This is a genomic window from Streptosporangium carneum, assembly GCF_027922005.1.
In the GTDB taxonomy this organism is placed as follows: domain Bacteria; phylum Actinomycetota; class Actinomycetes; order Streptosporangiales; family Streptosporangiaceae; genus Streptosporangium; species Streptosporangium carneum.
The window spans coordinates 1-25,948 of record NZ_BSEV01000041.1 but is presented as its reverse complement, the minus strand read 5'-3'; the positions used below and the strand labels follow the sequence as shown (position 1 = coordinate 25,948).

25 protein-coding genes are annotated in these 25,948 nt (G+C 69.0%); 11 read left to right on the top strand and 14 right to left on the bottom strand.

Features of this window, described 5'->3' with window-relative positions:
• Positions 1 to 199: 199 nt before the first annotated feature.
• Together PKF00_RS41525 and PKF00_RS41520 are read left to right on the top strand one after the other, a co-directional pair.
• Positions 200 to 553 (top strand): PRC-barrel domain containing protein, encoded by a 354-nt coding sequence (locus tag PKF00_RS41525; protein ID WP_271223274.1) that lies wholly within the window; start codon positions 200 to 202, stop codon positions 551 to 553.
• 192 nt (positions 554 to 745) lie between these two features.
• The gene (locus PKF00_RS41520; RefSeq protein ID WP_271223273.1) at positions 746 to 1,099 is read left to right on the top strand and encodes a PRC-barrel domain-containing protein; all 354 of its coding nucleotides are present in this window, start codon (positions 746 to 748) and stop codon (positions 1,097 to 1,099) included.
• 87 nt (positions 1,100 to 1,186) lie between these two features.
• On the opposite strand, the gene PKF00_RS41515 is transcribed toward PKF00_RS41520, so the two are convergent.
• Together PKF00_RS41515 and PKF00_RS41510 are read right to left on the bottom strand one after the other, a co-directional pair.
• Positions 1,187 to 1,417, bottom strand: coding sequence for a DUF397 domain-containing protein (locus tag PKF00_RS41515; RefSeq protein WP_271223299.1), 231 nt, complete (start codon positions 1,415 to 1,417; stop codon positions 1,187 to 1,189).
• Positions 1,418 to 1,422: 5 nt separating this feature from the next.
• Positions 1,423 to 2,277 carry a helix-turn-helix domain-containing protein gene (locus PKF00_RS41510; protein WP_271223272.1) on the bottom strand — a complete coding sequence of 285 codons (855 nt, stop codon included), beginning with the start codon at positions 2,275 to 2,277 and terminating at the stop codon, positions 1,423 to 1,425.
• Between the two features lie 259 nt (positions 2,278 to 2,536).
• Here PKF00_RS41510 and PKF00_RS41505 point away from each other — a divergent pair, with 259 nt between their 5' ends.
• Together PKF00_RS41505 and PKF00_RS41500 are read left to right on the top strand one after the other, a co-directional pair.
• On the top strand, positions 2,537 to 2,845 hold the full coding sequence (locus PKF00_RS41505) for a hypothetical protein (protein ID WP_271223271.1): 309 nt from the start codon (positions 2,537 to 2,539) through the stop codon (positions 2,843 to 2,845).
• An 876-nt stretch (positions 2,846 to 3,721) separates the two neighbouring features.
• Entirely contained in the window at positions 3,722 to 4,204 is a 483-nt protein-coding gene (locus PKF00_RS41500; RefSeq protein WP_271223270.1) for an NUDIX domain-containing protein, read from the top strand.
• A gap of 156 nt (positions 4,205 to 4,360) precedes the next feature.
• On the opposite strand, the gene PKF00_RS41495 is transcribed toward PKF00_RS41500, so the two are convergent.
• From PKF00_RS41495 to PKF00_RS41475, 5 genes are all read right to left on the bottom strand, one after another.
• Positions 4,361 to 5,101, bottom strand: a complete 741-nt coding sequence (locus PKF00_RS41495) for an SMI1/KNR4 family protein (protein ID WP_271223269.1) — start codon at positions 5,099 to 5,101, stop codon at positions 4,361 to 4,363.
• 105 nt (positions 5,102 to 5,206) lie between these two features.
• Entirely contained in the window at positions 5,207 to 5,872 is a 666-nt protein-coding gene (locus tag PKF00_RS41490; RefSeq protein WP_271223268.1) for an SRPBCC family protein, read from the bottom strand.
• Complete coding sequence (locus PKF00_RS41485; RefSeq protein WP_271223267.1) at positions 5,869 to 6,300, bottom strand: ArsR/SmtB family transcription factor; 432 nt, start codon at positions 6,298 to 6,300, stop codon at positions 5,869 to 5,871. Before PKF00_RS41485 ends, PKF00_RS41490 begins: the two co-directional genes overlap by 4 nt.
• 105 nt (positions 6,301 to 6,405) lie before the next feature.
• On the bottom strand, positions 6,406 to 8,193 hold the full coding sequence (locus PKF00_RS41480; protein WP_271223266.1) for a PP2C family protein-serine/threonine phosphatase: 1,788 nt from the start codon (positions 8,191 to 8,193) through the stop codon (positions 6,406 to 6,408).
• Positions 8,194 to 8,270: 77 nt separating this feature from the next.
• A complete protein-coding gene (locus PKF00_RS41475) occupies positions 8,271 to 8,768 on the bottom strand; it encodes a DUF5360 family protein (RefSeq protein WP_271223265.1) in 498 nt (165 codons plus the stop codon).
• 30 nt (positions 8,769 to 8,798) lie between these two features.
• Between PKF00_RS41475 and PKF00_RS41470 the strand changes: the two genes are divergently transcribed.
• From PKF00_RS41470 to PKF00_RS41460, 3 genes are all read left to right on the top strand, one after another.
• A complete protein-coding gene (locus PKF00_RS41470; protein ID WP_271223264.1) occupies positions 8,799 to 9,644 on the top strand; it encodes a metalloregulator ArsR/SmtB family transcription factor in 846 nt (281 codons plus the stop codon).
• Complete coding sequence (locus tag PKF00_RS41465; protein WP_271223263.1) at positions 9,641 to 10,240, top strand: dihydrofolate reductase family protein; 600 nt, start codon at positions 9,641 to 9,643, stop codon at positions 10,238 to 10,240. The genes PKF00_RS41470 and PKF00_RS41465 overlap by 4 nt, the downstream gene beginning before the upstream one ends.
• Before the next feature lie 146 nt (positions 10,241 to 10,386).
• Positions 10,387 to 10,701: a DUF5709 domain-containing protein gene (locus PKF00_RS41460; protein ID WP_271223262.1), complete on the top strand. Its 315-nt coding sequence runs from the start codon at positions 10,387 to 10,389 to the stop codon at positions 10,699 to 10,701.
• Between the two features lie 117 nt (positions 10,702 to 10,818).
• On the opposite strand, the gene PKF00_RS41455 is transcribed toward PKF00_RS41460, so the two are convergent.
• From PKF00_RS41455 to ppgK, 6 genes are all read right to left on the bottom strand, one after another.
• Positions 10,819 to 11,463 (bottom strand): HAD family hydrolase, encoded by a 645-nt coding sequence (locus tag PKF00_RS41455; RefSeq protein ID WP_271223261.1) that lies wholly within the window; start codon positions 11,461 to 11,463, stop codon positions 10,819 to 10,821.
• A 169-nt stretch (positions 11,464 to 11,632) separates the two neighbouring features.
• Positions 11,633 to 12,934, bottom strand: a complete 1,302-nt coding sequence (locus tag PKF00_RS41450) for an RICIN domain-containing protein (RefSeq protein WP_271223260.1) — start codon at positions 12,932 to 12,934, stop codon at positions 11,633 to 11,635.
• Between the two features lie 303 nt (positions 12,935 to 13,237).
• Positions 13,238 to 14,497 carry an RICIN domain-containing protein gene (locus tag PKF00_RS41445; RefSeq protein WP_271223259.1) on the bottom strand — a complete coding sequence of 420 codons (1,260 nt, stop codon included), beginning with the start codon at positions 14,495 to 14,497 and terminating at the stop codon, positions 13,238 to 13,240.
• Between the two features lie 177 nt (positions 14,498 to 14,674).
• A complete protein-coding gene (gene hrpA / locus PKF00_RS41440; protein WP_271223258.1) occupies positions 14,675 to 18,568 on the bottom strand; it encodes an ATP-dependent RNA helicase HrpA in 3,894 nt (1,297 codons plus the stop codon).
• A 146-nt stretch (positions 18,569 to 18,714) separates the two neighbouring features.
• Positions 18,715 to 19,266, bottom strand: a complete 552-nt coding sequence (locus tag PKF00_RS41435) for a hypothetical protein (RefSeq protein ID WP_271223257.1) — start codon at positions 19,264 to 19,266, stop codon at positions 18,715 to 18,717.
• A 127-nt stretch (positions 19,267 to 19,393) separates the two neighbouring features.
• Positions 19,394 to 20,128 (bottom strand): polyphosphate--glucose phosphotransferase, encoded by a 735-nt coding sequence (gene ppgK, locus PKF00_RS41430; RefSeq protein WP_271223256.1) that lies wholly within the window; start codon positions 20,126 to 20,128, stop codon positions 19,394 to 19,396.
• 127 nt (positions 20,129 to 20,255) lie between these two features.
• Here ppgK and PKF00_RS41425 point away from each other — a divergent pair, with 127 nt between their 5' ends.
• On the top strand, positions 20,256 to 20,747 hold the full coding sequence (locus tag PKF00_RS41425; protein WP_271223255.1) for a hypothetical protein: 492 nt from the start codon (positions 20,256 to 20,258) through the stop codon (positions 20,745 to 20,747).
• Between the two features lie 48 nt (positions 20,748 to 20,795).
• On the opposite strand, the gene PKF00_RS41420 is transcribed toward PKF00_RS41425, so the two are convergent.
• Positions 20,796 to 22,433, bottom strand: coding sequence for an ABC-F family ATP-binding cassette domain-containing protein (locus PKF00_RS41420; protein ID WP_271223254.1), 1,638 nt, complete (start codon positions 22,431 to 22,433; stop codon positions 20,796 to 20,798).
• Between the two features lie 321 nt (positions 22,434 to 22,754).
• On the opposite strand from PKF00_RS41420, the gene PKF00_RS41415 reads away from it, so the two are divergent.
• The 3 genes from PKF00_RS41415 (at position 22,755) to PKF00_RS41405 (ending at position 25,711) form a co-directional block, all read left to right on the top strand.
• Positions 22,755 to 23,498 (top strand): hypothetical protein, encoded by a 744-nt coding sequence (locus PKF00_RS41415; RefSeq protein ID WP_271223253.1) that lies wholly within the window; start codon positions 22,755 to 22,757, stop codon positions 23,496 to 23,498.
• A gap of 492 nt (positions 23,499 to 23,990) precedes the next feature.
• Entirely contained in the window at positions 23,991 to 24,797 is an 807-nt protein-coding gene (locus PKF00_RS41410) for an SAM-dependent methyltransferase (RefSeq protein WP_271223252.1), read from the top strand.
• Complete coding sequence (locus PKF00_RS41405; protein WP_271223251.1) at positions 24,797 to 25,711, top strand: TIGR03619 family F420-dependent LLM class oxidoreductase; 915 nt, start codon at positions 24,797 to 24,799, stop codon at positions 25,709 to 25,711. The genes PKF00_RS41410 and PKF00_RS41405 overlap by 1 nt, the downstream gene beginning before the upstream one ends.
• The last annotated feature ends 237 nt before the right edge of the window (positions 25,712 to 25,948 follow it).

The window sequence follows — 25,948 nt, the reverse complement described above, 5'->3', positions numbered from 1 at the left end:
CACGGACCTTCGCCCCACCGCCCGCCGGTCCCACCGGTCCCACCGGCCACCGTCCCCGCACCGTCCCTGCCGCCCCCCGAGGCGCAGGGGCCTCCGGGGCGGTCGCCTCTCCCGAGAAAACGCTCTCCGGATTCGTTTATCCCGGTCAGGACGGGTAGTCCACCTGCCCGAGCCCATGATCAGCGAGGAGATCTGGAACATGACGACCGAGAGCCTGTGGACCTACCGCCCCGGCGTGTTCGACGACGAGAGCGTGAGCGTGATCGGCTTCGACGTGGAGGCCACCGACGGCAAGATCGGTTTCGTCGACGAGGAGAGCAACGTGGACGGCGACAGCTACGTCGTCGTCGACACCGGCTTCTGGATCTTCGGCAAGAAGGTCGTGCTGCCCGGCAGCACCGTCACCAGGATCGACCCTCACGAGCGCAAGGTCTACGTCGACCGCACCAAGGACGAGATCAAGCAGGCGCCGGAGTTCGACGAGACGACCTACCGGGAGCGCGGCTACCGCGACGAGCTCGGCGTCTACTACACGACTTTCCCGATGGTCTGAGCTCGGGGGCGGGGAAGGGGAGGGGGCCGTTCCGAGGAGGGGGCGGCCCCCTTCCGCATGCCCTCCGACCTGCCCTCGCGGCAGCGGTCAGGCGAATTTTCCCTGATCATGACGTGCGCGATCGCGTTTATCCGGATCTCGCCGGGTAGCTCAACTCCTACCCGAATCATGATCAGCGAGGAGATCTGAAACATGACGACTGAGAACCTGTGGACCTACCGCCCCGGCGTCGTCGGTCACGAGGGCCTGAGCCTGATCGGCTACGACGTGGAGGCCACCGACGGCAAGATCGGCTCGGTCGACGAGGAGAGCAACGCCGTCGGCGACAGCTACATCGTCGTCGACACCGGCTTCTGGATCTTCGGCAAGAAGGTCGTGCTGCCCGCCAGCACCATCACCGAGATCGACCCCCAGGACCAGAAGATCTATGTCGCCCGCACCAAGGATGAGATCAAGGACGCCCCGGAGTTCGAGGAGACGACCTACAGGGACTCCGCCTACCGGCAGGGGCTCGGCGAGTACTACGGCCGTTTCCCCGTCATCTGAGACCGAGGACGAAAGGGAGGGGCCGCCCGGCGCGAAGGCGGCCCCTCCCTCCGCGTTCACAGGTCCGCCCCCCACCGGGGCGACCCCTCAGCCGGAGAAGTCGAACTCGCCGTCCTTGACGCCGCCGACGAAGGCCTCCCACTCGGCGCGGGTGTAGACGATCACCTCACCGTCGGGACGGTGACTGTGCCGCACGGCCACCCGCCCACTCCCATCGGCGAACGGCCCCGCCTCCACACAACTCCCGCCGCCGTTCTCGCTTCTCGTGCTGATGCGCCAGGCGATGTCGGTCAGTTCTTCCGGACCGTGCTCTTCCATCGTGTTCACCGCACCTCTTCTGCTATTGCGGAGATGAACTCGGCCGATTCTTCGGGCCCGAGGGTGAGCTTCCGCAAATTATCGTACGTCAGAAGGAAGCGCTCCGTATCAGGTGATTCAACGTAGATAGCCCCTTTCAGAGTCTCTGCGTACGCAACCTCGGGAAAACGATCCTCCATCAGAAGGATGCGGAAAGCACCGGTCGGACTGGCATGCGCCCCGGCACTGAATGGCAAAACGCGGATCTCGATGTTCGGCCGGGCTGCACATTCGGCCAGGTGAAGCAGCTGTGCCGCCAGACATCGCGAGCCACCGACCTCACGTCGCAACACCGCTTCGTCGAGGAGCACCGACAATCGAGGCCCGCTGTCGTTTTTGAGAATCTTCTGACGAGTCATGCGCAGCTCAACCCATCGATTGATCTGCTCCTCCTCTGCGTTGAGCTCCGCTGCCCTGATCGCCGCCCGCGCGTAATCCTCTGTCTGGAACAGCCCGAGAAGCAGAGTGTTGTCAAACGCGCGGATCTCGCACGCCCGGGACTCCAGCCACACGTAGTCGACGAACGCCCCGGCGACCTCTCCGGCGTAGCCGTCCCACCAGCCCTTCTGCCAGACCTCCTGACTGAGCCTCATCAGATCTTCTCTCCGTCTGACGTCGGCGACGCCGTACAGGTCGAGGAGGGCCAGAAGGTCAGGACGTCGGATGGGATAGCCACCGGTTTCAAAGCGGCTGACGGTGGCCGGATCGCGCTGGAGGTACTCGGCGACGTCTTTGAGGATCAGATCGTTGGCCTCGCGCAACTCTCGCAGTTGCTGCCCAAGCCACTGGGAACGCAACGTAACCCACTTTGGCGCAGCCATAAGCCCATCTCCCCCAAATCTAACGATGCAAATCGGTGAGCTGATCAAGCAACGAGGTCAGACAACTTGTGTGACGCTCATCGTGCATGTCACTATACCCAAAGTAGTGAGATGGTCACAGGGAGTGCTGGAAATGTCGGTGCCTCACGGCAGGATGGCCATGTGACCGCATGAACGCCAGGAACTGGACAGGCCGGGACGGGCTTCGCTTGGAGGGCAGGCCCGTCCCGGCCTCAGACGCCGGAAGGAAGCACCCGCCATGGAGCACCTCACTGGTTCCGACCGTCCGATTGTCCCCCAAGACCCGGTCCAGGACGGCGGTTTCCGGACAGCGGAGGAGGTGAGGGCGCTCGTCGGCGGGCTTCCACGCGTGTTCGCACTGGTCCAGGGGTTCGAGGAGAGCAACGGGGAGGGCGCGGCGAAGGTGGTGGCCTACGGGCTTGAGCTTCCGTGCGGCACGGCGGCGACCGTGGGCGTCGACCAGGGGTTCGGCCGGTGGCGCAGTGCTCGCAGCGCCGCAGCGCGGCTGGACTCCGACCTCGTCTGGCTGGAAGAAGGCGGCGCCTGACCATGCCCGTTGGGGCCGTCGCCGCCCCGCCCCGGTCACCCGCCGCTCACAAGCGCCGATCAGGCGCGTGTCACCACTCGCCGCACCGGCGCTTTGAGAGACCCCGAGTCCAAGCAGGGAAGTACGGCCACCCCATCAAGGAGACGCGGTCACCCCTCAAACCGAGAGGGTACGGCCACCTCCCCAAAGCAGGAGGACGCAGTCACCCCAAAACAAGAAGATGCGACCGCTCTCCAAACCAGAAAATGCGACGCCTCCAGAGCAAGGAGATAGGGCCGTCTCAGACCAAGAAGGCGCGACCACCACCTAGAGCGAGAGACGCGAACACCCCAAACCGAGAAGATATGGACAGGCCAAATCAAAAAGGCACGACCGCGCAGATCAGGAAGAGGCGAACACCTCCAGAGCAAGGAGGTGTGGCCGCCTTCCAGAGCGGGGAAACGCGGGTGCTTCCAGGTCAAGGAGATCGCGGGTGCTTCCAGGGCAGGGAGATGTGGTCGTCATCCAGGTGCCGTACGGGAATGGGACTGCGGGGCGGGCGTCACGGGCTGGACTTCGACACGATCGTCCTGCTCTCCGTCCTCGTTGGGGCTTCCTGTGAACCCGGTCAGGTGGTGGTTGGGTGGGCATCAGCCGCCTGGCCGAAGTGCGTGCTCCACGGGTGGGCAGGAAGTGGCCTGCCCGGCGCGACTCCCCCTCGACAGCACCACCCAGGAACCGCTCGTCCAGACGGCGGAACGCGCACAGAGCACCGGGACCAGCCCCTGTCGGCCGGCCATGAGTCGTCGCCGACCGGTGACCGGGCCGCCGTCTGTCACAGGCGATCACCGGACTCTTCGAAGCGATCAGCGGTGACGTCAGGCACGAGGAGGTAGCGTGATCGAGGTGAACCAGTCCTTTCTTGAGCCCGCCGAGTGGTACGCCACGTTGCCCAGCGTCTTCGCCTCGGCTTGTGTGCTGCTCACCGACGCCGAGGACCGCGTCCTGCTGGTCAAGCCCAACTACCGGCCACACTGGTCCATCCCCGGCGGAGTGATCGAGACCGGGGAGACGCCGCACGACTGCGCCGTGCGGGAGATCTCCGAGGAGCTGGGACTTTCGGTCGAGGTGGGCGAGCTGCTCGTGGTGCACTGGTCGCCCCCGTTCGAGGATCGCCCCCGCGCCATGGTGAACTTCCTGTTCGACGGCGGCACCGTGGACGACCCCGGTCTCATCCGGCTGCAGGCCGACGAGCTGGACGACCTGGCCTTCCTCCCCTGGGACGAGGCGATCACGCTCCTGCCCGCCAACGCGGCGCCGCGACTTTCCTCGGCTCGGGGCGCTCGCGCGGAAGGACACACCGTCTATCTGCCGAATTAGCGCGAGGACCACCTACCTGACTGGCGCGGGACAGGACGTGGCCGGGCGGAGCGGGACACGGCCGCCGTACCGGCTCGCCGCCGACGACCGATCACCATGTCGCGATGCTCTTCGAGCGCACCTCGTACGTGTCGCGCCGTCCCTTGAACGTGCTTGCTACGAGTAGAAACCCCGCCCGTACTCCTGTCTCGACTTCGTGAAATCGCCGGGGCGCGTCTCACGGAGACGCTCGTGACGTTCGGCGAGCCTGTCGATGGCTTCGTGGATCGTGTCGCCGAACCGCTCACGCATGACCGCTATGGCCGAGATGAGCCGCTCGGCGATGATGTCGTCGTCGATGGGCTTCCAGACGTCCCGCATCCTGGCGTCCAGCCAGCTCGTGTACCACTCCCGGAAGTCTCCCTCCCGGAGCAGCCCGCCGTCGCTCGCCCTGTCGTCGAGCCACACCTCCCCCCGCGCCTCGCCCGTGACCACGAGGCGATGGAACGCACCGCATCCGAACTCGGCGACGATCAGTGATCCCGCCACCTGACGTGGAGCGAAGTACTCGTCCTCGTCCATCCGGTCGTACGGATTCCAGTTCCTCGTGTGGGGGAAGGGAGCGGCCATGAAGCCCGGCGTCTCCCGCTCCTGTCTCTCGAGGTCCCGCATCTCGAAGCCGTCCAGGCGGAACAGGCCGTAGTGAGGGCCCGCCCCGCCGTCGCCGACGTCGGTCAGGAAGGCGCGGTAGGCCTCGGGGAGGGACACCCCGTGCAGTGCTTCGAAACCGGCGACCTCCGCCTCATCGAGCACCGGTCCCAGGCGGTGACGGTGCCGGCTCGCGCCGAAGATCTCATGCCCGGGGTCGGCCTGGGCCACGGCTGTCAGGCAGGACTGGATGTGACCGACGTCCCACATGGCATCCCTTTCCGTGACCGTGCCGGGCGGGAACACCCTGGCCCGCTTCGACCATTGTGTCCCCGGACGGACGACTGGGCGGGTGACCGGACGGGGCGGCCTCTCTCAGGACGCGGCGGGCTCGGCCGGGGGCTCGGGCGGGGTGGTGTAGAAGGCCGTGGTGCGGGCCTCGCCCGCCCGTGCGGCGGCCTCGTCCGTGCCCGCCGCGATGCTCGCCTCGCACCACTCCCGGCTGCTGAGCGACACGAACAGCCTGCCCTCCTCGGAGGTCGTCCACGCGGCCACCTCCTGCGGGTCCACCACCGTGTCCGGCGAACCGGACGACAGGTGGAGGGTCAGGCCCAGCAGCCCCAGGTCCCAGCCGACACCGACCGCGCCGGGACCGAACTGCTCCCATATCTCCTCGTCGACGTGGGAGACGTGTTCGAGGGTGAAGCGCGTCCCGTCGGGCTCGGCTGCGAGGCGGACCTCGATCCAGCTGACGGATCCGCCGAACTCCCAGGTGGCGGTGAAGCCCTTGGGCGGGTCGCAGGACTCGATCACGCCGCCCGCGTTGCCTTCGAGCTGGTAGCGGCCGTGCAGCCGCAGGTCGCCCGAGACGGGCAGGAACCACCGGGGGATGCGCTCGGGGTTGGTGCAGGCGTCCCAGACGTCCTCGACCGTGGCGTCGTAGGTCCGGCTGATGGTCGCGACGCGGGCCTCGCCCGCGTCGAGCACGCGCGCGCCGACCGTGCGCCGCACGGCGCTGATCTGCTGGGTCGCTTCGATCATGAACTGCTCCTGGTGTCGGGGTGTTCTTCTTCGGACCGGCGCGGACTGTCGGGTTCCGCCCCGTCGGCTCCGTGGGACTCGCCCGCCTCCGCGGCCTGGCGCATACGGCGTTCGCGCTTGCCTCTGGCCAGCTCGGTGGCCAGCGCGTCGAGGCGCGGAGTCCAGAAACTCCGGAAACGATCGAGCCACGCGTCCAGGTCCCGCAGCGGGTCGTGTCTCACGGCGTAGAAGCGGCGGGTCCCCTCGGGGCGGACCGTCGCGAACCCGTTGTCGCGCAGCACCTTGAGGTGCTGGGACACGGCGGGCTGTGAGATCTCGAACTCCCGCTGGATGACCTTGCACACCGCGCCCGAGGTCATCTCGCTGTCGGCGAGCAACTCCAGGATCCTGCGGCGTACTGGATCGCCCAGCACATCGAACGCGTGCACGAATCGAAAGTATCGCTTGCCACTTATATAAGTCAAACTCAATATAAAGCGGTGAAAGCGACCCCCAGGGCGGCTTCGCGAGGTCGGGGAGCCGGGCGGTGCCCGTCAGGACACCCGCAACGCCAGCACGCAGATGTCGTCCTGGGCGGGCTCGTCGCCGAGCCGCTCGAGCAGGCACGTGATGTCGTCGTCCAGATCGCCGCCGACACAGTGGCTCGCCGCGTCGAGCAGCGCGTTCAGGCCGTCGCCGAGGTCCCTCCCCCGACGCTCGACGATGCCGTCGGTGTACAGCAGCAGCACGTCGCCCTCCCTGAGCCCCGTCCTGGTGAGCGTGTACTGCATGGCCTCGAAGGCTCCCAGCATGGTGCCGGGGTCGCCTTCGAGGAATGAGGCCTTGCCGTCGCGGACCAGGACGGGGGCGGGATGGCCCGCCGAGACCCAGGTCAGGGCACGGGCGGCGGGGTCGTAGTGGCCGATGATCGCGGTCCCGGTGGCGGTGATGCCCTGGTTGGCGTGGTAGGTGAGCTCGTTGAGCCAGGTCGCGAGCTGGTCGGCCTCGGCCCCCGTGTAGGCGAGGCCGGCCAGGCCGCTGCGCATCTGGACCATCAGGCTCGCCGCCGTGAGCCCGTGCCCCATCGCGTCGCCGATGGCGACCAGCACCCGGCCGTCGGGCAGCGGGCGGGCCTTGAACCAGTCGCCGCCGAGGCTGTCGACCTCCTCCCCCGGGCGGTACCTGAACCCGACACGCAGCCCGTGCAGGTCGATCGCCCTGCTGTGCATGGGGGCGAGGGTGTCCTGGAGCGTGACGGCGACCCGATGCTCCTCTTCCGCGCGCCGCCTGGCACGCGAGGCCTGCTCGTGGGCCATGGCGAGCGCGCGTTCCCTGCGGCGGTCCGCCGTGATGTCCTGGGCCATGACCCGGATCGCCACCGGCAGGCCGTCGTGGTCGAGCACGGGTTCGGCGAGCAGGCGGAGGTGGCGGATGCCGTGTCTGTGCTGGATCCGCAGTTCTTCCTCGACCGCCTCCCGGTACTCCAGGAGCGTGCGCGTCATCTCCTTGACCCGGGAGACGTCGTCCGCCGCCACCATTCCCGGCAGCCGGTCGAGCGGGATCGGCCCCTCCGAGGGCTCCCTGCCGAACATCTCGTACATCCCCCGGGTCCAGGAGACCCGTCCGGTCGCCAGGTCCCACTCCGCCCAGGCCAGCCCGGCGAGCCGCTGGGCGCGTTCCCACCCCTTGGTGAGACGCTCCTCCTCGTCGTGGATCCACCAGGTGGCGAGCACCCCGTCGCCGGCCCTCGCGGCCTTGACGCTGACCGAGACGGGCCAGGACCGGTCGTCCCTGATCTCGACGTATTCGAAGGGTCCCCGTGAGAACGGCGTACCCGTCTCGTAGACCCGCAGATACGCCTCGAGGAGCCCCGAACGGACGACTCCCGGGCTGAGCTCCATCATCCTGCGTCCTTGGAGGAGGCCGGGGTCGCGTCCGGTCACGTCATGGGCGTACTCGGTGGTGGCGGCGACCAGGAAGTCCACGATCCGCCCCGCCTCGTCCCTGACCGGGGTGAGGTAGGCGGCGGCCACCTGCAGCGCGCCCATGACGTCGTTCACCCACGAGGGGACCTCGACCGGCACCTCCTCGGGCGCGCCGGGGTTACGCTCGTCCACCGAACGCGCGACGTCGAGCAGGTCGACCCCGCTGTCGTGCGACAGGCGCGCCAGGTAGGCCGCCGCCTCGCTCGGCCGCACGTTCATCCGTACGGCCAGGCGGCACGTGATCTGGTCCAGGGCCGCCTCCCGCCGCATGCGCCGCCTGAACAGGACCAGCCGGTCGCGGATCAGCGCCTCGGCCTCCTCTGCCGGCTCGCCGCCCGCCGGCTGCGGCGTGATCATGTCGCCCTCCCCGTTTCGATGCTGAGCCTGTTCCCAGCACGACTCCAGAGAAGCCAACAAAACGGACAAATAACCCTTTACTGGCCTCCGTTGCCGGTTCGGCCGTCCACGAGCCCTCGCCCACCCGCCCCCGCGAGACGGACGATCGCGGGCAGCGGGAACAGCAGCAGGTAGAGGTTCGGGATCCACCAGACGAGGGAGAAGTCACCGCGCAGCGTCCAGAAGGCGACGGCCATCAGGCCTGAGGCCGAGGTGAGGACCGGCGAGACGAGCATCAGCTGCGGGCCGCTGCTCGCGCGCCGGCGCAGCAGGAGGAGGCCGGCGAGACCGGTGGCGCCGGCCGGCAGGTCGATCCAGAGGAACGACCAGTTCCAGGAGACCATGAGCGGGTCGGCGTAGTCGGCGAAGGCCCACTCCGGCGGGACGAGACCCAGCCCCGTGATCGAGAAGTAGACCAGGAAGCCCACGTCGGTGACCAGCATGAGCGCCTTGGTGACCGCGAGGGAGCCGTCGGCACGCCCCCGGCCGCCCGTGCCGGCACCGGCCGACCGGTCCGCAGAGATATTCCTTGACACGAATATTCTCTATGAAGAATACTTCTCTCCATGGACGCACTCCTCACCGCACTGGCCGACCCGGCCCGCTGGCGGCTCGTGAGCCTGTTGGCCGAGCGGCCCCGGCCGGTCGGCGTCCTGGCCCAGCTCGCCGAGGCGCGCCAGCCGCAGACCACCAAGCACCTGCAGACCCTTGAACGCGCCGGCATCGTCGTATCCCAGCGCACCGGCCAGCGCCGCGTCTACGCGCTCCGGTCCGAACCTTTGCGAGAGCTGGCGGCCGCGCTCAGCCTGCTCGCCGACACCGCTGACCAGGCCGGCGGCGCACGCGAGACCTACGACCGCCACGGGATCAGCCTCCACGCGGAGCGGCTCGCCGCAAAGGAGCCGGGCTGGGCCGACGGCCGCTCGTTCAGGTTCCTCCGGTCGCTGACGGGGCGTCCCGAGCTGGTCTGGCGCCACCTGACCGACGCCTCCCTGCTCGCCCGATGGTGGACGCCCGACGACCTACGCGTCTCCGAGCTCGTCTTCGAGGCGCGGCCGGGTGGACGGATCGTCCATGAGTACCGCGACGCCGAGGACGCCGACGGCTCCGACCTGGTCGCCGGGCGCGCGGAGGGAGTCGTCGACGAGGTGCGCCTCCATGAGCACCTCGCCTACCGGCTCTCTCCGCTGCTTCCCGACGGCGGCCTCGCCTTCACCGCCCATCTCGACCTCGACCTCCGGCCCACCGACACCGGCACAGACCTCGACGTCCACTTCCGCGTCACCGACAGCACCGTCGAATCCGCGGACTTCATCGCAGGCGTCGAAATCGGCTTCGGCCAGAGCCTCGACAAACTCGCGGCGACCCTCGCCGCGAATTCACACGACACCGATACGAGGAGCATGAAATGACCGACTCGACCGGCCGCAGGGTGACCGCGAACCTGGGTCTCACTCTCGACGGGCGTTACAACGGTCCTGGCGGGCCCGGCGATTTCGCGGCGTTCGCTCCCTATGTGACCACCGAGGTCGCGCGAGACCACATGAACCGCATCTGGGAGGACGCGACGACGGCGCTGCTCGGCCGGATCAACGCCGAGGGATTCATGGGGTACTGGCCGTCGGTCGCCGAAGACGAGAACGCCGATCCGCGTGACCGCGGATACGCCAGGTGGCTGGTCGACACGGAAAAGGTGGTCTTGTCGACCACCTTGACCGAAGCGCCGTGGGAACGCACCCGCGTGGTGAACGCCCCCGCCGCCGACGTCGTCACCGACCTCAAGGCCACCGGCGAGGGCGACATCCTCGTCAACAGCAGCGCCGGCGTCATCAAGGCGCTCCTGTCGGCGGACCTGCTCGACAGGCTGTACCTCATGATCTTCCCCGAGATCGCCGGAGGCGGGCAGCGGCTGTTCGACGACGGCCTGCCGGCTACGAAGTGGACGCTCGTCCACCAGGAGACCGGCGAACTGGGCGAGATCGCCACTGTCTACGACCGACTCCGCTGAGCAGGCCGATCAGCGCGCTCAGCCGGCGGCCGGCCGCGGTTCGCCGAGGCCGCCCGATCGGCGACACCGACCGCCCCGCAGCCCACTACGTCCGGGTCCGGCCGTTCTCCTGAGGTTTCCGGACACAAAACGGGTAGGGCGGCAGTATGAGCGAAATGCCCCCGGACCGCGAAGGTCTGAGCGACGAGCAGGCGGTCGAGGTCGAGGAGTGGACCGACGACCTCGGCTTCGACCACGAGATCACCGAGGACGACCCCGGACATCAGGACACCCTCGACGAGCGTCTCTGGCGGGAGGCCCCGGAGCGGCAGCGGACACCGCGCGAGGAGGACCGGCTGGTGGCCCCGGACGAGGGCCTCGGGCCCGACGAGACCTCCGAGGCGTACGCCACCGACGTCGGCCCCGACGACGGCGACCTGTCAGCCGAGGAACGCGCGATCCACATCGAGCCGGACACCTGACGGGTCAGGGGACCCGGCCTGCCGGGAGCGACCCGAGCCTCCGCCTCGCCCGCCCGGCGTCCGCCGACGCGCCTCGGACGGCGTGCAGCGGGGAGAGGATCCGGAACGTGGAGCGGGTCAGGACAGGGCGGTGACGAGAGCCGGAAAGCCGTCGACGACGAGGTCGGCGTCGGCCGCCTCAGGGCGGAGCGCGTGCAGGTGGCCCCAGGGGCCCCGGCGGATCAGGGCCGTGCGCATCCCCGCCGTGCGGGCGGGCAGGACGTCGTTGTCGAGCCGGTCCCCCACGTAGAGGATCTCGCCCGGCTCCCTGCCGGAGACCGCGACGACCCGTGCGAAGAACTCCGGAGCGGGCTTGGCCACCCCCCAGCCGTCCGAGGTGTGGATGGAGTCGACGGGGAGGTCCATCGCCACCAGCGCGTCGTAGGCCTGCGGCGGCTGGTTGCCCGCGATGATCAGCTCATATCCGAGCGCGCGCAGCGCGACCAGGCCTGGCCGCACGTCGGGGTAGAGGTCGTCGGCGTCGAAGTCGACCCGCATCCCCTCCGGGTCGTCCCGCTTCCACGCCTCCTGCTCCGCCTCGACGTCGAAGCCGGGCCGCAGGACCTGGAACGCCTCCTCGAAGGACCTGCCGAGCGCCGCCATGCCGCCCAGGACGCCGAGCATCGTGAACCGGGTGACGCCCAGCCGGTCGGCCCAGCGCGACCAGATCCGGGTCTCGTCGATCAGAGTCTCCCCGACGTCGAACACCAGCGCCCTGACCACGATGCTCCCCCTTCGACCGGCCAGCCGATCCTACTTTCCACGCGGCGGGCCGCCCCCGGCGCCCCCGTCCGCCGCGGGGCCGGGGCGGGCGCACGGGATCTGACCGCGCTCCCGCCCCGGCGCGGGTTCACCGGGTCGGCGGCTGACCGGGGGTCAGCGGCTCACCGGGTCACGGGCAGTTCTGCTGCACCACCCGTCCGCCGTCCTGCAGCAGGCTGCCCCAGTCGAGGGCGATGCACTTGCCGCTCTTCTTGTTGCTGAAGAAGTAGCCGGGCTGGGAGTCGTCATAGGGCGGGAGCTTCAGGGTGACGGGCACGATGTTCCAGTTCTGCACGGCCTCCTTGGGGAGGCAGGAGTACTGCTCCAGGGGCTGCCCGGACGCCGTCTCGGATCCGCTCACGTCGAGACACTTCTGGTTCTTGGCGTTCTGGTAGATGAAGTAGCCGTTCGACTGACGCGTGGGGCTCCAGCGCTGCTCCTTGAGTCCCTTGGGGTTGCAGTCCTCCTGGACGATCGCGGCGCCGTTCGCGGAGCTGCCGCCCTTCACGGTCATGCAGTTGTTGCTGTAGCTGTTGAGCAGGCCGCCCTGGGTGACGGCCCAGAAGCGGAAGTCGGGGCCGTACACCGCCTGCGCCGACACCCCGGAGGCGGCGGAGGCAGGGGCCGCGGCGGAGACCGCGGCCTCCGTGGCGGGTGCCGCGGGGGCGCCGTCCGAGGCGGGAGCGGTGGAAGCGCCGTCCGAGGCGGGGGTCGCGGTGTCCGCGGGGGCCGGGAGGGACTTGGCCTTGGCCTCATCGGCGGAGGAGGAGGCAAGGCTGCGGCAGTAGTGGGCGATCTCCCAGTCGGTCAGCAGACGGCTCTTCCCCACCGGCTTGTCCTTGCTGTCCGGGTCCGGGCCGTAGACGACCTGGTCCCTGGCCTTCTCGGAGTAGCCGCGGCCGTCGTCGTAGTCGGCCACGACGTCCACGACCACCTTGCGCAGGGCTTTCTGGAGCCCGACCCAGCCGACGCCCCACCCCGGGATGGTCACGGTGGTGGCCCAGCCCCGGCTCTGGGACCAGCTCCAGCTCCAGCCGAGCTTGGCGCCGATCTGTCCCTCAAGGTCGCCGAACTTCTTCTTGGCGCCGAGGTCGAGGCCGAAGGAGAAGGAGGTCGAGGTGGTGCTGGAGCCGTTGATGGTCGTGCTGCCGCCCTTGCCGTTGCACATGACGGACGGGCTTCCCTCGATCTCGGGGGAGCCGTACACCCGCTCACCGCTCTTCACAGTGATCCTGCACTCGGGGACCGCGTAGACGAGGTCTCCCGCCTGTCGCCACTTCGGGTTGTAGCAGTCCCTGACGATCTGTTCCGGCGAGCGGGCCGCCGAGGCGGGCGCGGCCGGCGTCGCCACCAGGGCGCTCACGACCGCCAGCGCGGTGAGCGTGACCGCCAAGAGCGCGCGAACGGTTCGGCGTAGATGTGGTTTCACCATGCTCCTTAGGGAGTACGGCCGGACAACCCGGCCGGACAGGGAGCAATGTAGGGTCAAAGATGATCACAACTCATGAAGCGATCATGAACGCCCCGTGAAACGAAGAAGATCACTCGGTCACCGCGCCCGCGAGGTTCCGGGACGGAGGAAGCCTCTCCTGCCGCTCACGGCACCCGTCCTCGACGTCGTGACCCGTGGGCGTCCGCCCCGGTCACGGAACGGGTCCTCCGGCGGCGCCTGTGCGCCGTGCGGCCCGGGGCTGGTGCGCGGCCGCGCACCCGCCCCGGATCGGGGTTCGTCGGATCAACGGTGACAGGGGTACTGCTTCAGGGGGCTGCTCTCTTTCTCCAGTCCGTTGTAGAAGTCCAGGGCCCCGCACTTGCCGGTCTTCTTGTTCCTGATGAAGACGGCGTCCTGAGCGTCGTAGAAGGGCGGCATCCCCGCCTTGACGGACTCCCTCAGCCAACTCTGCACAGGCGCCGAGGGCACGCAGGTGTACAGCTCCAGGTTCAGCCCGTCGTCCTGCTCGTTCCCGCTGATGTCGAGACACTTCTTGGTCTTGGAGTTCTTGTACATGACGTACTTGACCGGGCCGTCCGGCCGGTTCTCGGTCTCCCAGAGCTGCTCCTTGGGCCGGTCGGGCTTGCAGTCGTTCTGCACGATCCTGGTCCCGTCGGCGGAGGCGCCGTTGTGCACGGTCATGCACTTGTGGCTGTAGGTGCTGAGCAGGCGGCCCCGGCTCGTGACCCAGAAGCGGAAGTCGGGGCCGTACACCGCCTGCGCCGACACCCCGGAGGCGGAGGCGCCGTCCGGGGACACGGAGGACGGGGACACGGAGGATGTGACAGGCGTGGCGGGGACGGGGACGACCGTGAGCCCGGCCTCACCGGAGGCGGCGGCGGCACTCTGGCCGCAGCGATTCTTGATCTCCCAGTCGGACAGCGGGCGGCTGCGCAGCAGCCAGAGGTTGTCGCGGCTCCTGTCCGGGGTGTGGACGACCTGCCTCTTCGCCACCTCGGCGTAGCCGCGGCCGTCGTCGTAGTCGGCCCTGACGTTCACGGTCAGCCTGTGCACGGCGTCCCGGCTCTCGATCCAGCCGACGGACCAGCCCGGGATGTTCACGGTGGCGGCCTTGCCCCGGGTCTCGGACCAGCTCCAGCTCCAGCCGAGTTTGAGGCCGGCCTGCTCCTCGAAGTTGCCGAACTTGTGCTTGCCGCCGATGTCGAGGCCGAAGGAGAAGGAGGTCGAGGTGGTGCTGGAGACGTTGACGCTCGTACTGCCGCCACTGGCGGTGCAGGCGAGGACCGCCTGCCCCGCGATCTTGGGGTCGGCGTACACCTTCTCGGTGGACAACACGTCGACTCTGCACTCGGGTACCGCGTAGATGTAGTCCCCCTGCTGCCGCCACTGCGGGTCGTAGCAGTCCTGGGCGATCTGCTCCGCCGAGCGGGCCGCAGAGGCGGGCGTGGCCAATGTCACGACCCCGGCGCTCACGGCCGCCAGCGCGGCGAGCGTGATCGCTAAGATCGCACGGACGGTTCGACGCACAATCGGTTTCACCATGCTCCTTGAGAGACATGGCCGGACTTTCCGGCCTAACAGGGAGCAAATGTGGACGCAAGGCGAGTACGCCCCATGAATCGATCATGAATGCGCCACGAACCGAAGAAGATCAATTGATCGACCAGCCAGCGAATCCGGAAGCCCGGGCCACCACGGGAAAACCCGGGCAGCCCGGGCTCACAGCTGGTCCATCGCCTTGCGGATGCGCTTGTCGGAGATGGAGTACGGCGTGCCCAGGGTCTGCGCGAAGTAGCTGACCCGCAGCTCCTGGATCATCCAGCGGATCTGCCGGACGTCGTCGTCCGAACGGCGGGCGGGGGGAAGCTTCTCCACCAGCTCGTGGTAGTCGTCCTCGATGTCGTGGACCTTGTGCATCCGCTCCTCGTCGCGGAACCGGTCGTCGGGCAGCTTCTCAAGACGCCGCTGGGCTCCCCTGAGATAGCGGAGCAGGTCGGGAAGGCGCTTGTATCCGGTCTCGGTGACGAAGCCGGGATAGACGAGGTCGGCCACCTGGTCGCGGATGTCCTCGACCGCGGGGGTCGAACGCGCCTCGGGCAGCAGGGTGACGACCGTGTGCCACACCTTGAGGATGTCCTGGACCCGGTTCACCACCTCGGCGGTGGTGTCGAACAGCTCGGCGCGGACCTTGTCGTGCAGGGCGGTGAAAGCCGGGCCGTCCCAGACCGGCCCGCCGTACCTTCCCATGAGCTCGTCGGCGGCGCAGGCGACGCAGTCGTCGAACAGGGCGACGGCGCCCGCGTGCGGACTGCGGCTGAGGGCGAGCTTGGACTGGTTGTCCAGACGGCCGAGCACCCACTTGACCGGGGAGGGGGTGTTGAGCAGCAGCAGCCTGCGGGTGCCCTCCCACATGGCCCTGCGCTGCTCGGTCTCGGTCTCGAACATGCGCACGGCCACGGTCGCGCCCTCGTCGGCCAGCGCGGGGTAGGCCTTCATCCTGCGCTGCTCGAACGTCTTGGGCAGCTCCCCCACGGCCCACGTGGTCAGCCCCGACCTCTCCAGGCCGTCCGCCGCCCTGGAGAGGGTCTGGCGCAGCTTGGGCGCGAGCCGCCGTTTCAGCTCGGCAAGGTCCTTACTCTCCGCGAGCTTGTGCTTGCGGCCGTCGATCACCCGGAAAGTGATCTTCAGGTGGTCGGGGACCAGGTCGGTCTGCCAGGCGTCCCTCGGCACCTGGATCCCGGTCAGGTCGAGCAGCTCCCGCTCCAGGACCGCCAGGAGCGGCTCCTGGGTGGGTCTGGCGCGCTGGAGCACCTGCTTGGCGTAGTTGGGGGCGGGCACGAAGTTGCGCCGGATGTTCTTGGGCAGGGCCCGGATCAGCGCGGTGAGCAGCTCCTCGCGCAGGCCGGGGATCTGCCAGTCGAAGCCCTCCACGTTCACCTGGTTGAGCAGGGACAGCGGGATGTGGGCGGTGACGCCGTCGGCGTCCGTGCCGGGCTCGAACTGGTAGGTCAGCGGGAAGCGCAAACCCCCCTGACGCCACACGTCGGGATAGTCGCGCTGGCTGACGTCTCCCGCCGACTCGCTGATCAGCATCGACTTCTCGAAGCTCAGCAGGTCCGGCTGGCCCGCCCTGGCCTTCTTCCACCAGGAGTCGAAATGGCGTCCGGAGACGACGTCCTGGGGGACGCGCTGGTCGTAGAAGTCGAACAGCGTCTCGTCGTCGACCAGGATGTCGCGGCGGCGGGCGCGCTCCTCCAGCTCCTCGACCTCCTCCAGGAGCTTGCGGTTCTCCCTGAAGAAGGCGTGGTGGGTCTCCCAGTCGCCCTCGACCAGGGCGTGCCGGATGAAGAGCTCACGGCTCAGCTCGGGGTCGATGCGGCCGTAGTTGACCTTGCGCTGCACCACGATCGGCACGCCGTACAGGGTGACCTTCTCGTAGGCCATCACCGAGCCCTGGTTCTTCTCCCAGTGCGGCTCCGAGTAGGTGCGTTTGATCAGGTGCTGGGCGAGCGGCTCGACCCACTCCGGCTCGATCTTGGCGTTGACCCTGGCCCAGAGCCTGGAGGTCTCGACCAGCTCGGCGGACATCACCCACAGCGGCTGCTTCTTGGCGAGCGCGGAGCCGGGGAAGACGGCGAAGCGGGCGTTGCGGGCGCCGACGTACTCGGTGATCGGCCTGCGCGGTTCGGCGCCCGGCTTGCGGGGGCCGTCGCCTGCGGTCTTCTTGTCGATGTCCTTGACGCCGATGTGGGACAGCAGGCCGGACAGCAGCGCCATGTGGATCTTCTGCTCGTCGCCCGGGGTGCTGTTCAGCGTGACGCCGAGGGGCTTCGACATCTGACGGAGCTGACTGTAGACGTCCTGCCACTCGCGCACGCGCAGGTAGTTGAGGAACTCGGCCTTGCACAGGCGGCGGAACGCGCTGGAGGACAGCTCCCTCTGCTGCTCCTGGAGGTAGTCCCACAGGTTCAGGTAGGAGACGAAGTCCGACTCCTTGTCGGCGAAGCGGCGGTGCTTGTCGTCGGCCGCCTGCTGCTTGTCGGCGGGACGCTCGCGAGGGTCCTGGATGGACAGCGCGGCGGCGATGACCATGACCTCGCGGACGCAGCCGTTGTGGTCGGCCTCCAGCACCATGCGCGCCAGGCGGGGGTCGACCGGCAGGCCCGCGAGCTTGCGGCCGAGCGGGGTCATCTGCCTGGCCTGGTCGAAGGCGCCCAGCTCCTGCAGCAGGTCGTAGCCGTCCTTGACCTGGCGCTGGTCCGGCGGCTCGACGAACGGGAAGGCCCCGATGTCGCCCAGGCCGATGGAGGTCATCTGCAGGATGACCGAGGCGAGGTTGGTGCGCAGGATCTCCGGATCGGTGAACTCCGGCCTGGTGAGGAAGTCGTCCTCCTCGTAGAGCCGGATGCAGACGCCCTCGGAGACGCGACCGCAGCGGCCCTTGCGCTGGTTGGCCGAGGCCTGGGAGATCGCCTCGATCGGCAGGCGCTGGACCTTGGTGCGGTGGCTGTAGCGGGAGATCCGGGCGAAGCCGGGATCGACCACGTATTTGATGCCGGGCACGGTCAGCGAGGTCTCGGCCACGTTGGTCGCCAGCACGATCCGGCGCCCCGAGTGACGCTGGAAGACCTTGTGCTGCTCGGCCGCGGACAGCCGGGCGTACAGCGGGAGGACCTCGGCGTCCTTGCGTTTGGACAGCGCGTCCGCGGTGTCGCGGATCTCACGCTCGCCGCTCAGGAAGACCAGGATGTCGCCGGGCCCCTCCGCGCACAGCTCGTCCACGGCGTTGCCGATCGCCTGGATCTGGTCGTCGTCCTCGGCGACGGGGCGGTAGCGGACCTCGACGGGGTAGGTCCGTCCCGAGACCTCCACGATCGGCGCGTCGCCGAAGTGCTTGGAGAAGCGCTCGGGGTCGATGGTGGCCGAGGTGATGACGACCTTGAGGTCGGGTCGTCTCGGCAGGAGCTGTTTGAGGTAGCCGAGGATGAAGTCGATGTTGAGGCTTCGCTCGTGCGCCTCGTCGATGATGAGCGTGTCGTACTGGGCGAGGTCACGGTCGCTCTGCAGCTCGGCCAGGAGGATGCCGTCGGTCATCACCTTGACGAGCGTGCCGTCGCCGACCTGGTCGGTGAAACGCACCTTGTAGCCGACGGCGTCGCCGAGCGGCGTGTCCAGCTCCTCCGCGACGCGCTCGGCCACGGTCCTGGCCGCGATCCGGCGAGGCTGGGTGTGTCCGATCAGGCCCCTGACGCCCCGGCCGAGCTCCAGGCAGATCTTCGGCAACTGGGTCGTCTTGCCGGATCCGGTCTCACCGGCGACGATCACGACCTGGTGGTCTCGGATCGCCTCCAGGATGTCGTCCTTGCGCTGGCTGACGGGCAGCGCCTGCGGATAGGTGACCGCGGGCACGCCGGCCCTGCGCTCGGCCACCCGGCGTTCCGCCCGCTCGATGTCGGAGACGATCTCCGCAGCGATCTTCTGTTGCGCGGCGCGGTTTCTGACCCTGCGCGCGCCGTCGAGCCTGCGCCGCAGCCGACGCTGGTCACGCAGCGTGAGCTCGGGCAGGCGTGCCTGGAGTTCGGCGAGTGGAGATGTCAAAGGAGGCGTTCCCATACTGCAACCAGAATACGTTCGGCCCACAGATCACGAGCCAACCGCCCATGGTGCCCGAGGTCCCGGCTCGCCGCACTCCAATATTCGCCCCGCGCGCACCCGCGGCGGCCGTACCGTGGCCGCCCGGGCTCAGGCGCAACCCGGACTCAGGCGCGCCCCGCGCCGCGGCGCCTCATCACCGCCATCGCGCCCGCGCCCGCGAGCACGGCGACCACGCCGGCCTCCCAGCCGAGGGTGAAACCGTGCGTCTCGCGCCGGGGAGCCGCCTTCCAGCCCTCCGCCGCCCTGGCCGCGCCCCTGGCCAGGGCCAGGCCGCCGCCGCCGGCGTTGGGACCGTACCCGTCGACGACGTGGAACTCGCCGTAGAGCGTGTCTCCGTCACCCCGGCAGTCCACCTCGACGGCGTAGGAACCGCTGCGCGCGCCGTAGTCCACCTGCGCCCAGCCGACCGCGACGCCCGAGTCGTCCTCCTCGAGTTCCGGCTCGTCCTGGAACGCCTCCGACTGGGCGAAGGCGGGGCCCTGGCAGTCATACGCCGTGATCCTGAGATCGGCCCCCGGCCCCGCCCGGTACGGCGAGAGCCTGACCTCCTCGACGCCGTCCACCTCCGCCACGGCCGTCCCCGTCGCTCCGGCAGCCGTGAAAGCCACCATCCCGGTGACCAGGACCCAGCGGGCCAGCACGCCAGTCGACTGCATCACGTCTCTCCGCCTCCAGCAGATGCGATCTTGTTAACTCTCGCTACCTACCCAGGTCAGAGGGCGTGTCCGTCAAAGGAAGATCAAAATTTGAACGGCCTTTCCGGCATATGTCATGCCAGGCCCTCTACAACTCGGCGGCGGCCATGGCCGCTCCCACGATGCCCGCCTCGTTCTGGAGGGTGGCGGGGACGACCTTGGTGCGCACCTTCACCAGGGGCAGGAACTTGTCGGCCTTCTTGCTGACCCCGCCGCCGATGACGATCAGGGACGGGGAGAACAGCGCCTCGACGTGCTGGAGGTACTCCTCGACCCGTCCCGCCCACTTGCCCCAGCTCAGCTCACCCTCCTCGCGCGCGTGGTCGGAGGCCCGCCTCTCCGCGTCCTTGCCCCTGATCTCCAGGTGGCCCAGCTCGGTGTTGGGCACCAGGCGTCCGTCGACGAACAGGGCGCTGCCGATGCCGGTGCCGAAGGTCAGCATCAGCACCACCCCGCCCTGCTCCCTGGCCGAGCCGACCGCCACCTCGGCCACCCCGGCCGCGTCCGCGTCGTTGAGCACCACCGTGGGCAGGCCCGTCGTCTTGGTGAACAGCGCCCGCGCGTCCGTGCCGATCCACTCCCGATCCACGTTGGCGGCCGTTCGTGTGACGCCGTCGATCACGACCCCCGGGAAGGTGACGCCCACCTGCCCGGTCCAGCCGAAGTTCTCGGTGATCTTCGCGACCACCTCGGCGACCGCCTTGGGCTTGGACGGGACGGGAGTCGGGATCCGCAGCCGTTCTCCGGTCAGCTCGCCCTTGGCGACGTCCACCGGGGCGCCCTTGATGCCTGATCCGCCGATGTCGATTCCCAGCGTCTCCATGACGTCCACCTCCTGTCCGGGCTCCTTCCCTGGCAGGCCGTTGATACTCGTTTGCAGTGAGCGGTCAACCGGCGTGAAAGCGGTCCGGCGCAGACTGCGGGCACCACAGCGGGAAAGGACCCCTCCGATGACGCTCACCCGGACTCTGACCGGCCTCGCCATGACCGCCGCCGTTCTCACCGCGGTCGCCCCCTCCGCCGCCCACGCCACGACCGGCTCGCAGGAGACCGCCACGACCGCCGTCCAGTGGGGTCCCTACGACTCCCCGGGACACGGGGCCAGGGCGGCGGGTTCCCTGAAGGCCCTGGGCGAGGACCACGCCGTGATCCCCGCCGCCGCGACCGCCCGGATCTCCGGCAGGCTCCAGGACCTGACCCGCAAGAGCTCGACCTGCGGCTGGGCGGTCTTCCGCATCACCTACCGGACCAAGGACGGGAACCTGCCGTTCAAGCACCACAGCGTCCGCAACTGCTCCTACGGCACGCCCAAGCCCTTCACGTTCACCTACCGCGACGTCTACCAGGTCGAGCTGAAGGTCTGTTCCGAGGGCAAGGCCGCCAAGCCGTCGCTCAACTGCCTCTACGCCGAGTCCTGGAAGGTCGTCTACCTGTCGAAGTAAGGGGCGAGGACGCGGCTGTTCGCGGGAACCCGCGAGGAGACCGCGCCCTCAGCTCTCCGTCACCTTGCCCTCGGTGAGGTGGAGGTGTCTCGTGGTGCGCACCGCGTCGAGCATCCGCCGGTCGTGGGTGACCAGCAGCAGCGTGCCGGGATACGAGGCCAGCGCGGACTCGAGCTGCTCGATCGCCGCCAGGTCGAGGTGGTTGGTCGGCTCGTCGAGGACGAGCAGGTTCACCCCCCTGGCCTGGAGCAGCGCCAGCGCGGCCCTGGTCCGCTCCCCCGGCGACAGGGTCGCCGCGGGGCGCAGCACGTGCGCCGCGCGCAACCCGAACTTGGCCAGCAGCGTGCGCGCGTCGGCCGGGGTCATGTCGCCCGCCGCCGCGCCGAAGGCGTCCACCAGCGGCTCCTCGCCGAGGAACAGCCCGCGCGCCTGGTCGACCTCTCCGACGACCACTCCGGGGCCGAGCGAGGCGTCGCCCTCGTCCAGCGGGATCCGGCCGAGGAGGGCGGCCAGCAGCGTCGACTTGCCCGAGCCGTTCGCCCCGGTGATCGCCACCCGTTCGGCCCAGCCGACCTGCATGTCGACGGGGCCGAGGGTGAAGGCCCCGCGCCTGACCGCCGCGCCGCGCAGGGTCGCCACGACCGCGCCCGCCCTCGGCGCGACCGCGATCTCCATGCGGAGCTCCCACTCCTTGCGCGGCTCCTCGACCTCTTCGAGTCGTTCGATCATCCGCTCGGTCTGCCTGGCCTTGGCTGCCTGCTTCTCGGTCGCCTCGGTGCGGAAGTTCCGGCCGATCTTGTCGCCGTCCGTCGCCTTGCGCCGGGCGTTCTTGACGCCCTTCTCCATCCAGGCGCGTTGCGTCCCGGCCCGCTGCCTGAGCGAGGCGAGCGTCTCGGCGTACTCGTCGTACTCGTCACGGGCGTGCTGCCTGGCGACCTCGCGTTCGGCGAGGTAGGCCTCGTAGCCGCCGCCGTACGAGCGGATCCGCTGCTGGGGTAGGTCGATCTCGACGACCCTGTTCACGGTCCTGGCCAGGAACTCGCGGTCGTGGCTGACCAGGACCGTGCCCGCGCGCAGCCCGGTCACGAAGCGCTCGAGTCGCTCGAGGCCGTCCAGGTCGAGATCGTTGGTCGGCTCGTCCAGCAGGAAGACGTCGTAACGGCTCAGGAGCAGGGAGGCCATTCCCGCCCTGGCGGCCTGGCCGCCGGAGAGCGCGGTCATCGGCCGGTCAAGGCCGACCGCCAGGCCGAGCTCGGCGACGACCTCCTCCGCCCGCTCCTCCAGGTCCGCTCCGCCCAGGGTGAGCCACCTCTCCAGACTCGTGGCGTAGTCGTCGTCGGCTCCGGGACGGCCCTCGACCAGCCCCTCGGTCGCCGCGTCCAGCGCGCGCTGCGCCTCGGCCACCCCGGTCCGCCTCGCCAGGAAGGCCGTGACCGTCTCGTCGGCCCTGCGCTCACGCTCCTGTGGCAGGTAGCCGACCACCGCGGCGGGCGGGCTGAGCCGTACGGTGCCGTGCTCGGGGGACAGGGATCCGGCCAGGATCCTCATCAGCGTGGACTTCCCCGCCCCGTTCACGCCGACCAGGCCGATCACGTCGCCCGGGGCGACGACCAGGTCCAGGCCGGAGAACAGTGCGCGGTCGCCGTGTCCCGCGGCGAGGTCCTTGGCGACGATGGTGGCGCTCATGGGGAAACGCTATCCGTGATCCGCCGTCCTGGACGCGTTCCGATCTTGTGTCCGACAAGCGGACCCCACCGTCCGGAAAGCGGACGATGATCGAAAACTTATTCCCGACAAATCGGACAGATTTATGTTCAAATTTGAAGAAAGCAATGACTTACCGGCAATGCCTTGACCTGGGGGTTTACGGCGAAACATTACTTCGAGGCAACTTTGTTCAGACTTTTTTCGGAAACGAAGCAACTTTTACTGTGAGCTACCTGTCTTATATATGTGGAAGCGATCACCCCTGACCGCTTCTGACAACGGGGAGAAGGAAACGTCTTGATGAAACGAATCACCGTCGGCCTCCTGTCCGCAGCTCTGGGTGGCTCGCTGCTCCTGTCCGCGGGCACCGCCTCTGCGGCGCGCACCGCCCTCAGCGTGCGCATCGACAGCGTGAACCCCAACCCCGTCGTGGTCACCGACGGCCACGACACGAACGTCACCATCGAGGTCCGCACCACGGAGGCGACCCGCGTCGAACTCCGCCTCAGGCCGGCCTCCAACCAGCTCCGCACCCAGGACGCGAACGAGCCCAAGGTCATCCACGACGGCGACCTGTGGCGCTTCAGCACGAGCTTCGACGGCGACGACCTCGAGGGCCGCTGGCTCGCGATCGCCGACGCCTATGACAAGGACGGCAAGAAGGTGACCGACGAGGTCAACTTCTCCGTCAAGCAGGAGCGGCACGAGAAGGCGGAGACCCGCCTGGCCAGCTTCCGGGTCAACCCCGACGCCGTCCGCAAGGGACGCTGGGTCTACTTCACCGGTCGCCTGCAGGTCCGCGACGGCCGCCACTGGGAGGGCGTGAAGAACGAGGAAGTGGGGATCTACTTCCGCGCCCGCGGCTCCAGCGCCTGGAAGTGGGTCACCTCGGCCGACAGCGAGTGGCGGGGCCAGTTCCGCGCCAAGGCCCGCGCCTTCAAGACCGGCGAGTACCGCGCCGTCTACGAGGGCAACGACGAGCTCGACGAGAGCAGCAGCCGCTCGGTCCGCGTCTGGGTCCGGGGCGGCGGCTGGCACCGCTAGTCCCCCGAGATCCCTCACCGGAAACCGCGCCCGCCGTCCTCCGGCGGGCCCATCGTGACACGCAAGCCCAGGATGTCCTGGGCTTGCGTGTTTTCCGGCGTCCACGGGACACGGGAAGGCCGTGACGTCCTGGACTCACGTGTTTCCCGGTGTTCACGGGACACGGGAAGGCCGTCCGGCGTCCCGTGCACGGCCCGGACCTCACAGCAGGACGCCCGGGCCTCGGCACGCCTCCGGTGAACACCGCCTCCACGCCTCTCGGGCGCGGCGTGCGCCGTCCGACACCTGTCCGCAGAGTCGCGCGGCGCCTGTGCGGAGATCCGCGCAGCGCCTGTCCGGAGAGCCGCGCAGCGACGGCTGCGGGCAGGCTCGGACACGACCCATCAGGCAGAAGAGCGGTAATACTTTCTACCGAAAATATTGCCTATGGCTACACATTGGGCATTACGCTCGGGCTAGAGATCTTCACGACTGTTCAGGCGGAGGGTGAGCGTGGCCGACGAAGAGTGGACGCAACGCGGGATCGACGTCAACACTCCGAGTGTCGCCAGGTTGTACGACTACTACCTCGGGGGGAAGGACAACTTCCCCTCCGACCGTCTCGCCGCGGAGGAGATCCTCTCAGTCGTCCCCGAAGTGCGAATCGCCGCCAGAGAGAACCGCGCCTTCCTCGGCAGGGCCGTCAGGTTCCTCGCAGAAGAGGGCATAGAGCAGTTCCTGGACATCGGCACGGGCCTGCCCACGCAGGGCAACGTCCACGAGGTGGCGCAGGAGATCAGACCGGACGCCCGCGTCGCCTACATCGACAACGACCCGATCGTCCTCGCGCACGCCAGGGCGCTCCTGCGCGGGATCAAGGGCGAGGTCACGGTGGCCTCCGGCGACCTGCGGCAGCCCGAGGAGATCCTGCAGACCCCCGAGGTCCGCAAGCATCTCGACTTCTCCAAGCCGGTCGCCGTGCTGCTGGTGGCCATCATGCACTTCATCACCGAGGCGGACGACCCCCGGCGCATCGTGACCACGCTGCGGGACGCCCTGCCGTCCGGCAGCTACCTGGTCCTGTCCCACGGGACCCACGACAACCGCACCGAGGCCGCCAAGAAGGGCACCAAGGTCTACGAGCGGGCCAACTCCCCGCTCGTCCTGCGATCCCGGACGGAGATCCGGGAGCTGTTCGACGGCTTCGAGCTGGTGAACCCCGGCCTCGTCTGGCTGCCGGAGTGGCGGCCTGACGACTTCCCCCTCTACGACGACCCCTCTCAGGCGCTGATCGTGTGCGGAGTGGGCAGGAAACCCTGATGCCTGTCCGCCTCGGGCTCGCGGTGCCGCAGTACGGGCGGTTCGCCGACGCGCGAGCCCTCGTCACCGTCGCCGGACAGGCGGAGTCCCGAGGCTTCGACAGCCTGTGGGTCGGTGACCGGCTGCTGACACCCCTCGCCCCGAAGGAACGCTACCCGGGGGGAGACGGCACCATCCCGCCAGCCCACCGCACCTTCCTGGACCCGTTCGCCGTCCTGTCGACCGCCGCCGCCGTCACCTCGCGGATCCGGCTGGGGACCAGCACGCTGAACGCCAACTGGTATCCCCCCGTGCTGCTGGCGCGCTCGCTCGCCACGATCGACCAGCTGAGTTCGGGACGCCTCGAGGTGGGCCTGGGTCTTGGCTGGTCCAGCGACGAGTACGCGGCGGCGGGTGTGCCCTGGGAAGGCCGGGGCGCCCGGTTCGAGGCCACCCTCGACACGCTGGAGGCGATCTGGCGTGACGACCCGGTGAGCGTCGCCGACCCTCGATGGAACATCGCGCCGAGCCACATCCTGCCGAAGCCCGCCCAACTCCCCCGCCCCCCGCTCCACCTGGGAGGCTTCTCCCCCGCCGCGCTGTCGCGAATCGGCCGCCGCGCCGACGGCTGGCTCGCCGCCGCCATGCCGGTCGGCATCCTGACCGACATGTGGGACACCGTCAAACAGACCGCCGAACGCCATGGACGCGACCCTCGGCAGGTGCGCGTCATCGTACGGTTCAACCCGCTCGTCGCCGACTCCCCCTCCGAGGCCGTGCCGGGAAGCGGAACCGTCGAGCAGATCGCCGAGCACATGAGAGCCGTCGCGGACACCGGCGTGCACGAGATCTTCCTCGACCTGCAGCACACCGCACGTGACCCTGAACACCTGCTCGACCTCGCGGAGCGCCTCCGCGAGGCATCCGCCCTCTGAGACGGCCCACATACGCGCTCCGGGGAGCGGGCGGTCCGGCCGGTTTCCTGCGGGGCGTTGGGTGGTGCTGGCTCGCACTGCGAGGTTTGTTGGGCGGTGCTGGTTTGCGCTGCGGGGGTGGGTTCGCGTGGAGGGGGGCGGGTGGTCCGGCCGGCCGTCTCAGCTGAGCTCTGGTGAGATCAGGCCTCCGGCCTGGCGGGCGCGGGTGGTTGCGGTCCTTTTATACGCCGGCCGGAC

What these genes read in the sequence shown, in the direction of transcription:
- PKF00_RS41525 (WP_271223274.1), top strand. Translation starts at nt 200, where the DNA reads ATGACGACCGAGAGCCTGTGGACCTACCGCCCCGGCGTGTTCGACGAC.
- PKF00_RS41520 (WP_271223273.1), top strand. Translation starts at nt 746, where the DNA reads ATGACGACTGAGAACCTGTGGACCTACCGCCCCGGCGTCGTCGGTCAC.
- PKF00_RS41515 (WP_271223299.1), bottom strand. Translation starts at nt 1,417, where the DNA reads ATGGAAGAGCACGGTCCGGAAGAACTGACCGACATCGCCTGGCGCATC.
- PKF00_RS41510 (WP_271223272.1), bottom strand. Translation starts at nt 2,277, where the DNA reads ATGGCTGCGCCAAAGTGGGTTACGTTGCGTTCCCAGTGGCTTGGGCAG.
- PKF00_RS41505 (WP_271223271.1), top strand. Translation starts at nt 2,537, where the DNA reads ATGGAGCACCTCACTGGTTCCGACCGTCCGATTGTCCCCCAAGACCCG.
- PKF00_RS41495 (WP_271223269.1), bottom strand. Translation starts at nt 5,101, where the DNA reads ATGTGGGACGTCGGTCACATCCAGTCCTGCCTGACAGCCGTGGCCCAG.
- PKF00_RS41490 (WP_271223268.1), bottom strand. Translation starts at nt 5,872, where the DNA reads ATGATCGAAGCGACCCAGCAGATCAGCGCCGTGCGGCGCACGGTCGGC.
- PKF00_RS41480 (WP_271223266.1), bottom strand. Translation starts at nt 8,193, where the DNA reads ATGATCACGCCGCAGCCGGCGGGCGGCGAGCCGGCAGAGGAGGCCGAG.
- PKF00_RS41470 (WP_271223264.1), top strand. Translation starts at nt 8,799, where the DNA reads ATGGACGCACTCCTCACCGCACTGGCCGACCCGGCCCGCTGGCGGCTC.
- PKF00_RS41465 (WP_271223263.1), top strand. Translation starts at nt 9,641, where the DNA reads ATGACCGACTCGACCGGCCGCAGGGTGACCGCGAACCTGGGTCTCACT.
- PKF00_RS41460 (WP_271223262.1), top strand. Translation starts at nt 10,387, where the DNA reads ATGAGCGAAATGCCCCCGGACCGCGAAGGTCTGAGCGACGAGCAGGCG.
- PKF00_RS41450 (WP_271223260.1), bottom strand. Translation starts at nt 12,934, where the DNA reads ATGGTGAAACCACATCTACGCCGAACCGTTCGCGCGCTCTTGGCGGTC.
- PKF00_RS41445 (WP_271223259.1), bottom strand. Translation starts at nt 14,497, where the DNA reads ATGGTGAAACCGATTGTGCGTCGAACCGTCCGTGCGATCTTAGCGATC.
- hrpA (WP_271223258.1), bottom strand. Translation starts at nt 18,568, where the DNA reads ATGGGAACGCCTCCTTTGACATCTCCACTCGCCGAACTCCAGGCACGC.
- PKF00_RS41435 (WP_271223257.1), bottom strand. Translation starts at nt 19,266, where the DNA reads ATGCAGTCGACTGGCGTGCTGGCCCGCTGGGTCCTGGTCACCGGGATG.
- ppgK (WP_271223256.1), bottom strand. Translation starts at nt 20,128, where the DNA reads ATGGAGACGCTGGGAATCGACATCGGCGGATCAGGCATCAAGGGCGCC.
- PKF00_RS41425 (WP_271223255.1), top strand. Translation starts at nt 20,256, where the DNA reads ATGACGCTCACCCGGACTCTGACCGGCCTCGCCATGACCGCCGCCGTT.
- PKF00_RS41420 (WP_271223254.1), bottom strand. Translation starts at nt 22,433, where the DNA reads ATGAGCGCCACCATCGTCGCCAAGGACCTCGCCGCGGGACACGGCGAC.
- PKF00_RS41415 (WP_271223253.1), top strand. Translation starts at nt 22,755, where the DNA reads ATGAAACGAATCACCGTCGGCCTCCTGTCCGCAGCTCTGGGTGGCTCG.
- PKF00_RS41405 (WP_271223251.1), top strand. Translation starts at nt 24,797, where the DNA reads ATGCCTGTCCGCCTCGGGCTCGCGGTGCCGCAGTACGGGCGGTTCGCC.